This is a genomic window from Pseudarthrobacter sp. C4D7 (genome assembly GCF_013359725.1).
Classification (GTDB): domain Bacteria; phylum Actinomycetota; class Actinomycetes; order Actinomycetales; family Micrococcaceae; genus Arthrobacter.
On the sequence record NZ_JABFMW010000039.1, the window covers coordinates 1 to 14,541 of the forward strand.

Sequence of the window (14,541 nt, forward strand, 5' to 3'; positions counted from 1 at the left end):
CACCACCCAAACCAACGTTCAGGATCGCTCCGGAGCAACTTTTCAAACTTACCCGATCCCATCCGGCTTTGCAAACCACGTTTCCGTGACCCACAACCCTTCAGGATCAGCCCCCACCCAACAACAGCACGCATAAAAGCGGACCGTATTCCAGGCCGTTCAAAAAGGGGGGTTGGCCGCTATCTTTCCGCATCAGCGGCGGCGACTCAGAAAACAATACCCCCACACAACCCCCACCGCAAATCGGGCCTCAGGAGGTGTCGATTCCGCGAAATCCCGGGGCAGGAAGGTCATTGAAGGCACCCGGGCCTTCTGCCGGCGTCGTAATTCCCCTCTGTGTGCTGCCACACACCCGCACCGCTGCCGCCGCAGCCATCAAAAGGACAGGCTGTGGACACGTCCGAAAGGGAAATGTCCACAGCCTGTCTCAGTGCTGCCAGATTCGCCTATCGCTCGCAGGCAACACCATCGCCATCCCGGTCAAGGGAAGAGCTGTAGCCCGGCTGCCCCCTGTAAAGCGGGGCAGCGCCGGCATTCTTCGCGGCGGTGCAGTTGGCGTAGTAGGCAGCTGCTGGCACTTGTGCAGGTGCCGGCGCTGGCGCTGGCGCCTGGACAAACTTTTGTGCTGCCTGCTGCTCCGCGGCCGCCTTGGCAGCCGCATCCCGTGCCGCTTGATCCGCGGCAGCTTTTGCCGCCGCAGCCTGATCGGCGGCTGCCTTCTCGGCTGCGGCTTTATCAGCGGCGGCCTTCGCGGCTGCTGCCTGTTCCGCTGCAACCTGATCAGCTGCTGCCTTCTCGGCGGCGGCCTTCTCCGCTGCCACGTCGTCGAGGTTCTTGACGCCGAGATGGACCGTGGAGCCCTTGGCCGCCTGTGCGCCGTTGGCCGGATCCTGGGAAATCACCTGCCAGTTGCTCTTCATGATGATCGATTTGCCCTTGGCGGTGTCCACGGACTCTACGTTGAACCCGAGCTTCTTCAACTGGTCCGTGGCCTTGTCCAACGTCAGATTCACAACGGCTGGCACAACAACGGTTTCGGTCGTTTGCGAGACGGCAGTGGCGGTTGCGGTGGCGGCTGCCACGGGCTGCGTCGCCGCCTGCTTGCCGCCGCAGCCTGTGAGCATGAGGCCGGTCAGCAGCACCAATGCTAGTGACGCCTTCATCCTGCCCGTCACCGGAACGGTGTCTTCTTTCATGTTTCCCCCTGGGATTGCTGGTGATGGTGGTAAAAAATCAGGTTCTGGAATGCCGGAAAGCAACGTGCCTACTCGCAGGCAATGCCGTCCGAGTCCCGATCGAGGGCAGGACGGTAACCCGCCTGTCCCGCGTAAAGCGGCGCAGCTCCGGCAGCCCTAGCCGCCGCGCAGTTGGCATAGTAGGCGGCAGCCGGTGCCGCAGGGACGGGGACCACCGGCGCGGGCGCCGCAGGGACGGGGGCGGCGGGTGCAGGTGCCGGAGCCACGGCCGCTGGTGCCGGTGCCGGTGCGGCCGCAACGGGGGCCGGGGCAGGTGCCGCGGCAGCCGCAACAGGAGCCTCCTGGTTTGTCGGCGCCAACTGCCCGGCACAGTCGCCAAGGATCCGGGCAATGGCATCGTGTTCCGCTTGGGTGACCCAGAGCCCGTACGTCGCCTTCACCGAAACCTGCCGCGCAACGTAACCGCACCGGAAGCCCTTCGCCGGGGGCAGCCAGGTGGCTGCATCGCCGTCGCCCTTTTGCTGGTTGGTGGGCCCGTCGGTGGCCTGCAGGTTGAGCGGATCATTGGCGAAGGCCGTCCGTTGTTCGGCGGTCAACTGCTGGGCGCCCTTCTGCCAGGCGTCGCTCAGGGCCACCACGTGGTCGATCTGCACGGCGCTGCTGGTGGCCGAACCCCGGACAAAGCTGATGGTCTTCCCCGTGTAAGGATCGGCCAGGGTTCCCGACTGCACCTTGCACGGCACGCTGTTCGTGAACACGATTCCAGTGAGGTCGCGTTGGAGGATGTCATTGCGGGTATCGCAGCCGTTCCGGTCCACATCCGCCCAGGCCTGGCCGAACTGTGCCCGGTCGTATCCGGTCTTGGGCGCGCGCCCCTTGATGGGGAGGGCCGCCAGCAGGTCCAGCGCCTTGGTGGCGTAGGCGGGCTGCGCATTAGGTGCGGTCGCAGTGACGCCGGCCGCAAGAATGTAAGGGTCCTCCGGGTCAAGTGGCTCCCCCGTGGCGGTGGCAGTGGCACTTGGCGTGGACGACGGCGTCGCCTTGGCCGCGGCGGTCGGGCTCGCTGCGGGTTCAGCGGCCTTGGCCGTGCCCTCCGCTGAGGCGGCCTGCAGGTCCGCCGAGGCAACCCGCGGCATGGCGACAGCGCCACCGGTGAAGAGTGCCAAAGAGGCTGCCATGGCAATTGCTCCGGCTTTCCGCTTGGCGGGCAGCCAGGCCCAGGACCGGCGGCCTGTCAGAAGGACGTAGGGGCCGGTGAGTGCCAGCGGGATGGCCAGGACAACCAGGGCCCCGCCAAATCCACTGCCTATTCCGGCCAAAAGCATGAAGAACGCAGTAATCGCCCCGACGATAAACGTTGAATAGCGTGGTTTCCGTGGCGGCTTCGGTGCCGGAGCGGACGGAACAAACCCCAGAAGGGTTTCGTAGTCGGACATTAATTCCCCAGATATGAAAGGCCCGCAAAACGATGCCCCGTATGTCCCGGGCCTGCTGCTAAGCCCGGAAACCCATCGCCGTCGAGCCTATGCCCCCTTCCGGCTCTTATTCCCGGCAGCCCAAAACCCTCGGCCAATATTCAGGCAGTCTTGATGCGACCTTGATGCAAAGCTGTCGCAATTAGGTGCCGATTCTTAACAAAAGCCGATGCCGTCGCCGTTATTTCCTGCCGTTATTCCGCTGGACATTGCCCAAAGATAGAGTGGCCTGCATGCAGATGCGCCTTGAAGTTGTGCAGGTCCCGGTGGCGGACGTCGACCGGGCAAAAGCCTTTTACACGGACAAGCTCGGTTTCGTCCTGGACCACGATGTGGAACACATTCCGGGCATGCGCGTGGTCCAGCTGACTCCCCCGGGTTCTCCCACATCCGTGGTCATCGGCACGGGAATGACCAGCATGACGCCCGGCAGCCTGGAAGGCCTCCAGCTGGTTGTCCCGGACATCGCCGAGGTCCGCAGCGAGCTGGTCAGCCGCGGCGCCGACATCAGCGAGGTCCAGGACCTTGGCGGCGTCCTGTTCGCCTACTTCAGCGATCCCGACGGCAACCGCTGGGTGATGCAGGGCCAGACCCAGGAGCACATCCGGGACGCACACAGGCAGTAGGAAGGGCCGCGCGGCGGCAGTGCAGCATTACTTCGCAGGCGGCGGAGCCGTAGATCCCCGGACCACCAGCTCCGTGCCCAGCTCGATCCGCTGCGGAAGTTCCTCGTCGCCATCCAGATGCCGGAGCAGCGCCCTCATGGCAGTCTCCGCCATCTGCACCACAGGCTGGCGGATGGTGGTCAGCCCGGGTTCCACCCATTCAGCTGCCGGAATGTCGTCAAACCCGATGATGGAGAGGTCCTCCGGTATGCGCAGGCCGGCAGCGCGGGCGGCACGGTAGGCGCCCAGGGCCTGGCCGTCGTTTCCCGTGAAGATCGCAGTGGGCCGGTCCGGCAACTCCAGGAGTTTCCGGGTGGCGGCTTCCCCGGCTTCTATGGAGAAGTCCCCTGGAACCATCAGGGCCGGATCCAGCGCCACCCCTGCCCGGCGCAGTGCGGAGACATATCCGTCCTCGCGTGCGCTGCTGCACTGCAGGTCCTCGCGGCCGCCGATCATGGCGATCCTCTTATGCCCCAGCTGCAGCAGGTGCTCGGTGGCCGAGTATCCGCCTTCCCAGTTGGCCGCGCCCACCGTCATCAGGTCGGGTCCCGGCTGTCCGACCGGATCAATCAGCACCACCGGAATTCCCAGGGACTTAATGCGCTGGATCTGCTTGGCGTCCAATTGATAGACGGCCATCAACAGTCCGTCGGACTTCCGCTCGGCAAGGTTGGCCAGCCACGGCCGGATGCGGGAGCCGTCCAGGTTCAGGCTGCTGACCACGGTTCCGTACCCGGCATCCTGCGCTACCCGCTCAACACCTTCGATGATTTCCAGTGCCCACTCCGAGCCCAGGCCGGGAAACACCAGGTCCACCAGTCCGGCTTTCTGCCTGCGCTTGGCAGGGCGCCGGGCATAGTCGCGCTTGGCGATGATCTCCTCCACGCGCGCCCGTGTCTCTGCCGCCACATGCGCGTGTCCGTTCAACACCTTGGACACTGTGGGGACGGAAACTCCTGCCTCGCGGGCTATCTCGCTGATCGTCGCGCGCCTGGTGTCCTGCTTGCTCACCATGGAGACCGCCCTTTCACCCGGGCTTCGCCCGGTGCTAGTTATCGGAAAGTTCCCACGTTTGGATCCGGCCACACATGCCGTAGATTCTGCGGTTTTCCCGTTTTCCCATCGTAGTTTGCGCGCTCGCCAGATAGATACTTTCGGCCGTGTCCAGGGAAGCAAGCTGCTGTTGCGTCAGCTGGACCTGCCGTGCCGCTCCACCGGCCAGCAGGTCTGCCCACTCCGCCGTCCTGCCGGCCACGAGACGAGCGGCCGCGGCGTGGAACCCCTCCAGCGCAGACGGCCCGGCGGCAAGGACTGCGTCCTTCAGGGCGAAGTACCCGTCCAAAGCCAAATCACGACGACGGCGGGCGGCCTGTTCTCCGGCTGCCAGCCCGGCGTCGGCGTCGCGATGCTCCAGCGCCGCCGCGCGGCGGTAGGCCTCCGCATCCGCCAGGTACTCCGGCGGGAAGGTCATGACGGCGTCACCGTGTTCGGGAAGCCCGGCGTTCTGCATCACCACCAGGACCTTCAGGTCGCCCGAATCGTTGATGGCCCGGTGCACTGTGCCCGGCGTGAACCACAGCACGGCACCGGGTTCCAGCGGGCTGGACGTGAAGCCGCGTGAATCCAGGGTCTCCAGCCTGCCGCGTCCTTCGAGGACCACGTACGCTTCGGTTGAGGCCGTGTGCACGTGCGGCGATCCTCCGGCTGCTCCATCAGCTCCGGGCCAGTCGTAGACGCTGATCTCCGACAGGCCGGTGGCCCCGGGAAAGGATGAGGACGCCACGCTCACCGCCAGCTGTACAGGGCCGACTCCGCGGCAGCGGCCAATGATGCCGCCCGCTCCGCGTCCACCGCGCCATCGGCCACCACCACCGCGTAGCGGTAGGTGAGCGGGGATCCTTCCCGCAGCGGCACCTCCGCGCTGAAGAAGGGCGCCGAGCCGAGGCAGGCGAAGATGGATGACCGCGCGAACCACTGGTTGGGGGCGCCCGGGTTTGAAGAATCCTCGACGAAGGCGATGGTGGAGGACCGGCAGGTGCCGTCGTGCTTCCCGGTGAAGGCGACCCACGGTGAGCGGGTGCCCATGAAATCGTCCGCTCCCACACCGTCCTGGCTGCGGAACTCCCCTCCGGTGAAGGACCTGGGCCCGCGCCAGAAGAGACCGCCGTAGCCTGCGTTATCGCGGCCTTCCGTGGTGGGGCTGCCGATCCTGATGTCCGCGCCGGAGATGTTGACCATCCGGGTTTCGAACAGGATGGCATAGGCCCCTGAGGTGGCACTGCCGGCATCCGCGTCCAGGAGTTGGATGCTGAACCTGCGGTTCTCGGTGATGACCGGCGTGCCCTCCTGGGATGTCCAGGTGAGGGACTCGGAGGCGGTGATGGCCGCCCCGGACTGCTCAATCCCTGTGAAGGATTCGTGGGTCATGGCGCCGTTGTTGTCCAGGTTGGCGTATTCGGTGCTGCGCGTGTAGGTGGCGCCGCCCCAGAAATTGTGCGGTCCCACGTTGGGCAGCGCCCAGGAGAGCCCCTTGTGCCAGACATGGTCCCAGGGGCGCGAGATGGTGACCTCGTCGCCGCCGATGGTGGTGAGCGGATGGAAGAACGGCCGCGGACTCTCATACTGGTGGTTAGAGGGCTTGTACGTGTAGGTGGCGATGGGCCGCCCGTAAGCGGTGAAGGTGAGGGCGCTGCCGTCATCCTCCACGCTGAGCTGGGCCGTTGCGGCGGTTGAAGGGGCGGTGGCGGGAGAGGTGGTCACTGTGGGGTCCTTTGGCGGTGGAAATCAAACGGAGGTGTCGACGGCGGTCCGGTCCAGGGCGGTGGCGTCCAGGACCCGGGTGCCCAGCCCCTCACCATCCATGCCGGCGTAGAACGGATGGCCGGGAACGATCTGGCCGCGCCGTACCGGCTGGCCGGTGAAGGCTGAGGCGTAAATGGCGGCAGCGAGCTCAAGCGTCTGCCGCGCGGAGTCCGCACCGGCTGGAAGGGGGCGGCCGGCGTCGAGGGCGTCGTACATGGCCAGGAACTGGGCGGCATGGCCGCTGCCGCGTTCCAGGGGCTGCCCGTTCCACGCCGAGGCGACCTGATCTTCATGGCCGGGCGCCCCGGTCACGGTCCAGTTGTCCGTGCTGTAGCCGTAGAGGTGGCTCAGCTCCACGGTGGCGCACTCGCAGTCGATCCGGATATCCGAGGTTTCCCGCGGCGAAAGCAGCGAGTTGATCATGGTGGCCACGGCGCCGTTGCGGAACCTGACCAGGGCGGCGGAAAGGTCTTCGGTGGAGGTGGCCCGGGCCTGCCGGCCGGCCAGCGCAGTGACTTCTTCCCAGGGGCCCATCAGGAACAGCAGCAGGTCGAACTGGTGGATGCCGTGGCCCATGGTGGGGCCGCCGCCTTCGGCGTCCCAGGTGCCGCGCCAGGGCAGGTCCCAGTAGCTGTCCGGCCGGTACCAAAGGGTGTCGCACCGGGCAACCAGCGGCCGGCCAAAGTCGGACCCCCCGATCAGGTGCCGGGCCGCTGCCGCGGCGTCCCCAAAACGGTGCTGGAACACACAGGAGAACTGGGCACCGCCTTTGGACTGTGCCGCCGCCAGCCGGTCGAAGTCCGCAAGGCTGAGTGCCGGGGGTTTCTCGGAGAGAACATGGACGCCCGCCTCCAGGCATTCTATGGCCTGGTCGATGTGGAGCATGGGCGGCGTGCAGAGGTGCACGACATCCGGTTTTGCCTCGGCCAGGAGTTCGCCCAGGGTGAGGTACGTCCCGGGGATCCCGTGCCTGTCCGCGAAAGAGTCCAGCCTGTCCTGGTCAACGTCGCAGGCCGCCACGAGCTGGGCCCTGCCTCCGGTCCTGGCCAGGTTGTCCGCATGAACCGCGGCAATCCCGCCGGTTCCCACGAGGGCCACTTTGTATGTCCGCATTCTCTCTCCGTCGTTGCAGTGAAATTCGTAGCAGCCAGGCGGGCAGGCACGCGCAGCCTGCTGGTTTCGGTGGCGCGCTCCGAATCCTCACCCCGCGCTGCGCTTGGAAAGTTTCCGTTGAGCCGACGAAGTTTCTGTTGACTGTGCCCGCACTATCATGGTGCTTGAGCTTCAACCCTAGGAATTTCCGTTGGGCAGAGTCAATGGTTTGCCCTAGAAAGTAAACATAAGTTTCTGATAGTTTCTAAGAAACTCCCACGATCCTAGGAGACGCCCGTGACCAGCGGTGCCGCCGAAATAGAAGCCCACGCCCCCTCCGCCTCCGGCACCCAGCCCCCTCCCGCCGTCGAAACCCTGTCCATCGATGAGTTGGTCCAGCAGATGACGCTGGAGGAAAAGCTGGCGCAGCTGGTGGGGGTTTGGGTCAATGCCTCCACCGAGGGCGATTCCGTGGCCCCCCTGCAGAACGAGATGGCCGGTGAAGACCGCTCCTGGAAAGAGATGATTGCCTCCGGCCTGGGGCAGATCACCCGCATGTACGGCACGGTCCCCGTGGAACCGCTTGAGGGCGCGCGCCGGCTCGCTGCTGCCCAGCAGCAGGTCATGGCCGCCTCCCGCTTCGGCATTCCCGCCCAGGTCCATGAGGAATGCCTGGCCGGGCTGGCCGCCTGGAAGGCCACGGCTTTTCCCGTTCCGCTGGCTTGGGGCGCCACTTTCAACCCCGCGCTGGTGCGCCGGATGGCCGGCCTTATCGGTGGGCAGATGCGGGCGCTGGGCGTTCACCAGGGACTGGCACCGGTCCTTGACGTGGTCCGGGACCTGCGGTGGGGCCGCGTGGAGGAAACCATCGGCGAGGACCCGCACCTGGTGGGAACGGTGGCCAGCGCCTACGTATCCGGGCTGGAGGCCGCAGGTATTGTGTCCACGCTGAAGCACTTCGTGGGCTACTCGGCGTCCCGTGCAGGGCGGAACCACGCGCCGGTGTCCATGGGTCCGCGCGAGGTGGCAGACGTCATGCTGCCACCCTTCGAAATGGCCCTGAAGCACGGTGGTGCACGGTCGGTCATGCACGCCTACACCGACATCGACGGCGTTCCCGCGGCCGCCAACCGTGCCCTGCTGACCACTTTGCTGCGCGACGAATGGGGCTTCGCCGGCACCGTGGTGGCGGACTACTTCGGCGTGGCTTTCCTGGACGTCACCCATGGGATTGCTGCCGATGCAGGCGAAGCCGCGGCCCTGGCCCTGGCCGCCGGCGTGGACGTGGAACTGCCCACCGTAAACTGTTACGGCAAACCCCTGCTGGAGCGCATCCGCTCAGGAGAGGTATCCGAAAGCCTGGTGGACACCGCGCTGCGCCGGGTGCTCAGGCAAAAGCAGGAAGCCGGGCTGCTTTCGCCTGGCTTCGACCCGGCTCCCCCGGTCCTTGCTGCCGGGTCCATCGACCTGGATCCTGCCGCCAACAGGGAACTGGCACGGGAGATTGCCGCCCAGTCCCTGGTGCTGCTCACCAACAGGATGCACGACGGCGGCCCCGGCCTTCCGCTGCCCGGGGCCGCGCTGGCGTCCCTTGGCGTCGTGGGGCCGCTGGCAGAAGATCCGTTCGCCATGCTGGGCTGCTACTCCTTCGACGCGCACGTGGGCGCATCCCATCCTGACGTTCCCATGGGCATCGACGTTCCCACCGTGGCGGCCGCGGCCGCCCGGCGCTACGGGCAGGTGCGGACCGCCGCCACCGGAACCTGCGAGGCCATCGGGGAGGAACAGATCGCGGCAGCGTGCGCGATTGCCTCTTCGGTGGACACCTGCGTGATCGTGGTGGGCGACAACGCCGGTCTCTTTGGCCGCGGCACGTCCGGGGAAGGCAACGACGCTGCAGACCTTCGGCTGCCGGGCGACCAGCACCTCATGCTGGACAGCGTGCTGGCCGCAGCGGAGGATGCCGGGACCCGGGCGGTGGTGGTCGTGCTCAGCGGCAGGCCCTACGCGCTGGGCGACTTTACAGAGCGGGCCGCGGCGATCGTGCAGGGATTCTTCCCGGGCGAGGAAGGGGCCGAAGCACTCTGGGATGTCCTGTCCGGAGCGGTGAATCCTTCCGGAAAACTGCCCGTCTCCGTTCCCCGGAGCTCCGGAGGCCAGCCGGGAACCTACCTGCACAGCCGTCTTGCGGGTCCATCCGGCGTGAGCGCCCTGGACCCGTCGCCGCTGTTCAGCTTCGGCCACGGGCTCTCATACACGTCCTTCGAGTTCTCCGGCCACGTATCTGCTGCTCCTGCCATGTCCACGTCGGGCTCCGTGACCGTGGCCTGCACGGTCACCAACAGTGGGTCCGTCGACGGCGCTGAAGTGGTGCAGCTGTACCTGGAGGATCCCGTAGGCGAAGTAGTGCGGCCCGTCCGTGAGCTGATCGGCTATGCCCGCGTGGAACTTGCTGCCGGAGCCTCTGCCCGGGTGGAGTTCTCGGTGCACGCGGACAGGACCTCCTTCACGGGCCTGGACCTGCAGCGGGTGGTGACGCCGGGGCTGGTGAAACTGCACGTGGCCACCTCCAGCAGCTCCGAGGTCCACACCCACGAGATCATCCTGCACGGCGAGCGCCGCGTGGTGGGCTTCGAACGGGAGATGCTGACGCCGGCAACCGTGACGCCGCACCACCTGCGCTGACCGGCAGACCGGATCCGGCGTTTCACCCGCCCCGGCCGTGTACCGTCCTGGCGTTATTGGGTGGTTCCCCAACGTCGTGGACGGTGTGCCCGCTGCAGGCCATGGTGGTGACGCTGGCCCGCGCAGGCCATGCCATGTTTGCCAAGGTCGAAAAGTTCGAGGACTTCGAGGACATTGACCTCCCCACCGGGCCCGGGCCGTTCCGGAGCCGTCCCCGCGACCTCGCCGCCACCCTCCAGGCCGCAGCTTCCCGCACCGACTGAACGCCAGGCCCACCCCGGAGGGTCCAGCCGGGCCCGGCCGGCCCCTGTCCTCCTGCGGTGAATTTTTCTTCCACGTGCCGCAGGAGCGGCCGGCTGTTCAGGCACAAAAGGAACACCACGGCGCCGGCGATGACCGGCAACAGGTACGCGGTGCTCACCAGCAAAAGGGTGGCTGTCACGAACACGATGCCCAGGTTTCCGAGGGCTGCCCGCTTCCGGGCGCTGAAGCTGTACAGGGACAGGCGGTACAGGTCACGCGTGCGGAACGAGAAGCGTGACAGCAGCAGCAGTGCGTGGAACGCCGCAGTGCCCACCAGGAGAGCAAGGACCAGCAACGCCAATCGAAGAGCCGGCGCGGCGGGTCCGGCTGTTCCCGGCGATGGCACTGCAGCCAGGTTCACCGCGATCACGGTGAGGATGAGCAGGTACGGTGTCCAGGCCCGCACGGCCTGGACACCGCTCACCCGGTAACCGCGCATAAAGTCCCGGTACACCTGGCCCTCGTGCCCGGCAAGCATCCGGTTGAAGGCGTAGAGGCAGGCGGCCAGGGCGGGCCCGGCAGGCACCAGCGCCACAGGAATCAACCAGGCACCGGCTGCCGGGGCAGCCAGCAGGGCCGGCAACAGCAGGATGTTGGCCAGGACCAGCAGAGCCGAGCCCGTCATGACGCCCGCCACCGTGCCGGCCGCCCTGAACAGGGGGCCGGCACCGTACTCCGCCTTCTTCTGAACCACCAACTGCCTTTCCGTCCCGGCGGAAGCCTGCTGCCGCCGTCGTACCTTCTACTTCTTGTCCGCGTAGGCCTTGTACGCCTTGTTGGCCAAATCTACATACTTGCCCATGCCCTTGCTGTCCAGCTCCTTGATGTAGGCATCGAACTCGGAGAGGGGCCGCTGCCCGGTGATGAACTTCAGGGTGTTCTGCTTGACGTGGTCCTTCAGCGGAGTGAGCACCAGCGTGGCCTGTTCGCGGTCCGTGTCACTGAACGGCACGGGCGGCGCCACCGGCCTGGGGGTCTTGCTCTTCATGGCCTTCTGGAACGCCAACTCCTCGTCGTTGAACGTGGACTGCAGCAGGTCCGTGGTGCCGCCGTAGGAGAAGTTGCCGCCCGAGAAGCCATAGTCGACGCGAAGGTCTTTGGTGCCGGCGGGGTTCAGGCCCTGGAAGTTGATGTCCTTGGCCAGCACCCGCTTGCTTCCCTCCTTGGTGTAGGTGGTGCCCTGCACGCCCCATTTGGCGAACTCCTGGCCGGCATCGCTGTAGAACAACCAGTCGATGTATTGCATCAGTGCCACGAAGCTGTCCTTGTCCTTCACCGACGAGTTCAGCATGATGCCGTTCTCCAGCCGCGAGCCGCCGATGACGTCGCCGGCGGGGCCACCGGGCACGGTGATCTTGCGGACGGTGAAGTTGCCCTTGCCCAGGGACTGCTCCATGGACGTGCGGTAGGTGATGATGTTCTGCGAGTTGGCACTGATCACGAACGACTTGCCCGACGTGAACTTCTGGATGGCGGAATCATCGGTCTGGGTGAAGCTTTCGGGATCCATCAAGCCCTCGGACACCAGGGAGTTGAAGTACGTCACCAGGTCCTTGAACTGGCCGGAGGCAGCGCCGAACGCGAACTGCTTCTTGCTCTCATCAAAAGTCAGCCCGTCCACCAGGCCCCAGCCGGCAACCGTGCCGTAGGCAGTGCCTGCAATGTTGAGCACGCTGTTGCCGTTGAAGCGGTCGGAGAAGGGCACCACGTCCGGGTGGTTCTTCTTCAGTTTCCGCAGCACCTCGCGGAACTCGTCCCAGGTCTTGGGCTCAGCGATCCCGTCCTTCTCGAGCACGTCCGTGCGGAACGCGAGCGTGTAGTCCGGCCAGAGTTCCTCATGCAGGCCCGGGAGGACGTAATACTTGCCGTCCTCCTGGGTGAGGCCTGCGATCTCAGGCTCCAGCTTCCACTTCTTGACCTTGTCCTGGTAATGCGGCATGAGGTCCACGTAATCGCTGACCGGGAGGACCGCGCCGGAGGACACGTAGGCGCTCTCCTGGCCCGGGTAGGTCTTGGCGATGATTTCCGGAGCGCTCCCGGAGCTGATCAGCAGACTGCGCTTCTGTTCATAGTCGCTGCTGGGGACGATGGTGGGCTGCAGCGTGACGTTGTTGTCGCTGGCCATCTTGGTGAACAGCAGCCAGTCCTTCTTATAGGGATAGGTGGGCTGGTCGCTGAAAAGGAACGTGAAGCTCAATGGCGCCGTCGCCTTGAACGTGTCCCCTACTCCAAAACTGTCCATCGCGCCGTTGCGTGCTTTGGAGGTGTCCACTTTGCTGCCGGAATCAGAGTCACACCCGGCCATCACCAGGCCGAAGGCTGCAAGCGCGGACAGGCCGAGGAAATCTCGTCTGCGGATCATGGGTTTTCCTTTCATAACGGGTTATTCCTTGACGGAGCCGAGCATGACGCCCGAAAAGAAGTACTTCTGGACGAACGGGTAGACGCACAGGATGGGAATGACGGTGAGCACGATGGTCACCGACTGGATGTTGGCGGCGATCTGGCCCACGTTCTCTGCGGTGCCGCCTGCCGAGCCGGCGGTGGTGACGCCGGCAATCATGTTGCGGAGGTAGATGGTCACTGGAAAGAGGTCGGGGTTGTCCAGGTACAGGAAGGCCTGGAACCAGGAGTTCCAGTTGGCGACGGCGTAGAACAGCACCATGGTGGCCACGATCGCCTTGCTCAGCGGCAGCACCACCTTGAAGAGGACCCCGTACTGGGTGAGGCCGTCGATGGCTGCCGCTTCCTCCAGTTCCCGCGGCATGTTCTCGAAGAACGACTTCATGATCAGCAGGTTGAAGACGCTGATGGCGTTGGGCAGCACCACCGCCCACAAGGTGTCCCGCATGCCCAGCGACGTGATGAGCACGTAGTTGGGGATCAGGCCGCCGTTGAAGAACATGGTGAACACGGCGATGCCGATGAACACGCTGCGGCCCTTGAGGTCCTTTTTGGCGATGGCGTAGGCGAAGCTGGTGGTCAGCACCATCGAAATGGCCGTGGCCACCACGGTGTACAGGACGGTGTTGCCGTAGTTCCGCCAGAACACCGAATCCGCCAGGATCAGCTGGTACGTCTCCGTGTTGAACCCCAGCGGGAACAGGTTGACCTGACCCGCGTTGATGAATCCTTCGCTGGAGAAGCTCTGGGCAAGGATGTTCAGGAACGGGTACATCGTCAGGAACACCACCACCAGCAGGAACGCGAGGTTGGCCACCCGGAACACCCGCATGCTGCGGGAAACCTTCATGTCCTTGACCAGGACTCCGGTGTCCTTGCCAGCTGTTTTCACGCGGACCTCTTTCACTGCCGGCTCTTTCACGGTTGCCCCTTTCACCACAGGCTCGTTCCGGCGAGCCGCTTGGAGATGGCGTTCGCGGACAGGATCAGCGTGAGGCCGATGACGGATTCGAACATCCCGATCGCAGCGGCATAGCTGAAGTTGGACGATTCCAGGCCCACCCGGTACAGGTAGGTGGAGATGACATCCGAGGTCTCGTAGTTGAGCGGGTTGTAGATCAGGAGGATTTTTTCGAAGCCCACGGCCATGAACGTGCCGATGTTCAGGATCAGCAGCGTGATGATGGTGGGCCGGATGGCCGGGAGGGTCACGTGCCAGGTCTGCTGCCAGCGGTTGGCGCCATCGATCCGTGCGGCCTCGTACAGGGATTCGTCCACGCGGGTCAGCGCCGCCAGGTACAGGATGGCGCCCCAGCCCATGGTCTGCCACACCTCGGAGCTGATGTACATGGGCCGGAACCAGGCAGCGTCCTGGGTGAAGTTCACCGTGGTGCCGAACAGTGTGCTGGCGATCTGGTTCACGGTGCCGGTCATGGAGAAGTTCTGCAGGATCATGCCGGCGATGATCACCACGGACATGAAGTGCGGCAGGTAGGCCACGGTCTGCACGAATTTCTTGAACTTCTGGGAGCGAAGCTCGTTGAGCATGAGCGCAAAAATGATGGGCATGGGGAAGCAGAACAGCAGTGTCAGCACGCCCAGCATGATCGTGTTCTGGAAGGCCTGCCAGAAGCTGGGATCGTTGATGAAAAGCGTGACGTACTTCAGTCCCACCCATTTCTCGCCGAAGATGCTGCCGCCTGGCTGGAACTGCCGGAAGGCGATGACGTTGCCGGCCATCGGCAGGTACCGGAAGATGGCAAAGTAGGCCAGCGGCAGCAGCACCAGCGTGTACAGCCGCCAGTCGCGCTTGATGGCCAGTTTCCAGCTGCCGGGTTTGTTGCGGCGGTTCCGCGCAGCCTGGGGCGGCTCCGGGGTGACCGCCTCGGGAGGTACTTCCAATCGCATGGCCATGAGTGC

12 protein-coding genes are annotated in these 14,541 nt (G+C 65.2%); 2 read left to right on the forward strand and 10 right to left on the reverse strand.

Annotated features, from left to right (window positions below; all coding sequences use genetic code 11):
• Positions 1–446: 446 nt before the first annotated feature.
• Positions 447–1,259, reverse strand: coding sequence for an excalibur calcium-binding domain-containing protein (locus tag HNO81_RS18415; RefSeq protein ID WP_371818309.1), 813 nt, complete (start codon positions 1,257–1,259; stop codon positions 447–449).
• Positions 1,260–1,264: 5 nt separating this feature from the next.
• Complete coding sequence (locus tag HNO81_RS18420) at positions 1,265–2,632, reverse strand: DUF1524 domain-containing protein (protein ID WP_175319548.1); 1,368 nt, start codon at positions 2,630–2,632, stop codon at positions 1,265–1,267.
• A gap of 272 nt (positions 2,633–2,904) precedes the next feature.
• Between HNO81_RS18420 and HNO81_RS18425 the strand changes: the two genes are divergently transcribed.
• A complete protein-coding gene (locus HNO81_RS18425; protein ID WP_175319549.1) occupies positions 2,905–3,297 on the forward strand; it encodes a VOC family protein in 393 nt (130 codons plus the stop codon).
• 27 nt (positions 3,298–3,324) lie between these two features.
• Here the strand turns inward: HNO81_RS18425 and HNO81_RS18430 are convergent, their stop codons facing one another.
• Genes HNO81_RS18430 through HNO81_RS18445 form a run of 4 tightly spaced genes read right to left on the reverse strand, consistent with a single transcriptional unit; the run spans position 3,325 to position 7,251 of the window.
• Positions 3,325–4,350, reverse strand: a complete 1,026-nt coding sequence (locus HNO81_RS18430) for a LacI family DNA-binding transcriptional regulator (RefSeq protein WP_175319550.1) — start codon at positions 4,348–4,350, stop codon at positions 3,325–3,327.
• A 34-nt stretch (positions 4,351–4,384) separates the two neighbouring features.
• On the reverse strand, positions 4,385–5,119 hold the full coding sequence (locus HNO81_RS18435; RefSeq protein WP_371818310.1) for a cupin domain-containing protein: 735 nt from the start codon (positions 5,117–5,119) through the stop codon (positions 4,385–4,387).
• A 2-nt stretch (positions 5,120–5,121) separates the two neighbouring features.
• Positions 5,122–6,096: a PmoA family protein gene (locus HNO81_RS18440; protein WP_175319551.1), complete on the reverse strand. Its 975-nt coding sequence runs from the start codon at positions 6,094–6,096 to the stop codon at positions 5,122–5,124.
• 24 nt (positions 6,097–6,120) lie between these two features.
• A complete protein-coding gene (locus HNO81_RS18445; protein WP_175319552.1) occupies positions 6,121–7,251 on the reverse strand; it encodes a Gfo/Idh/MocA family protein in 1,131 nt (376 codons plus the stop codon).
• 276 nt (positions 7,252–7,527) lie between these two features.
• On the opposite strand from HNO81_RS18445, the gene HNO81_RS18450 reads away from it, so the two are divergent.
• Positions 7,528–9,915, forward strand: a complete 2,388-nt coding sequence (locus tag HNO81_RS18450) for a glycoside hydrolase family 3 N-terminal domain-containing protein (RefSeq protein WP_175319553.1) — start codon at positions 7,528–7,530, stop codon at positions 9,913–9,915.
• 22 nt (positions 9,916–9,937) lie between these two features.
• Here the strand turns inward: HNO81_RS18450 and HNO81_RS20500 are convergent, their stop codons facing one another.
• The 4 genes from HNO81_RS20500 to HNO81_RS18475 form a co-directional block, all read right to left on the reverse strand.
• The gene (locus HNO81_RS20500) at positions 9,938–10,912 is read right to left on the reverse strand and encodes a hypothetical protein (RefSeq protein ID WP_371818311.1); all 975 of its coding nucleotides are present in this window, start codon (positions 10,910–10,912) and stop codon (positions 9,938–9,940) included.
• A 48-nt stretch (positions 10,913–10,960) separates the two neighbouring features.
• Complete coding sequence (locus tag HNO81_RS18465; protein ID WP_175319554.1) at positions 10,961–12,595, reverse strand: extracellular solute-binding protein; 1,635 nt, start codon at positions 12,593–12,595, stop codon at positions 10,961–10,963.
• Between the two features lie 6 nt (positions 12,596–12,601).
• Positions 12,602–13,471 (reverse strand): carbohydrate ABC transporter permease, encoded by an 870-nt coding sequence (locus tag HNO81_RS18470; RefSeq protein ID WP_175319580.1) that lies wholly within the window; start codon positions 13,469–13,471, stop codon positions 12,602–12,604.
• A gap of 83 nt (positions 13,472–13,554) precedes the next feature.
• Positions 13,555–14,535, reverse strand: a complete 981-nt coding sequence (locus HNO81_RS18475) for a sugar ABC transporter permease (protein ID WP_175319555.1) — start codon at positions 14,533–14,535, stop codon at positions 13,555–13,557.
• Positions 14,536–14,541 lie beyond the last annotated feature (6 nt).

Excerpts from the sequence above, each read along its gene's own strand:
- HNO81_RS18430 (WP_175319550.1), bottom strand. The coding sequence starts at position 4,350 with ATGGTGAGCAAGCAGGACACCAGGCGCGCGACGATCAGCGAGATAGCC.
- HNO81_RS18420 (WP_175319548.1), bottom strand. The coding sequence starts at position 2,632 with ATGTCCGACTACGAAACCCTTCTGGGGTTTGTTCCGTCCGCTCCGGCA.
- HNO81_RS18445 (WP_175319552.1), bottom strand. The coding sequence starts at position 7,251 with ATGCGGACATACAAAGTGGCCCTCGTGGGAACCGGCGGGATTGCCGCG.
- HNO81_RS18475 (WP_175319555.1), bottom strand. The coding sequence starts at position 14,535 with ATGGCCATGCGATTGGAAGTACCTCCCGAGGCGGTCACCCCGGAGCCG.
- HNO81_RS18465 (WP_175319554.1), bottom strand. The coding sequence starts at position 12,595 with ATGAAAGGAAAACCCATGATCCGCAGACGAGATTTCCTCGGCCTGTCC.
- HNO81_RS18470 (WP_175319580.1), bottom strand. The coding sequence starts at position 13,471 with ATGAAGGTTTCCCGCAGCATGCGGGTGTTCCGGGTGGCCAACCTCGCG.
- HNO81_RS18425 (WP_175319549.1), top strand. The coding sequence starts at position 2,905 with ATGCAGATGCGCCTTGAAGTTGTGCAGGTCCCGGTGGCGGACGTCGAC.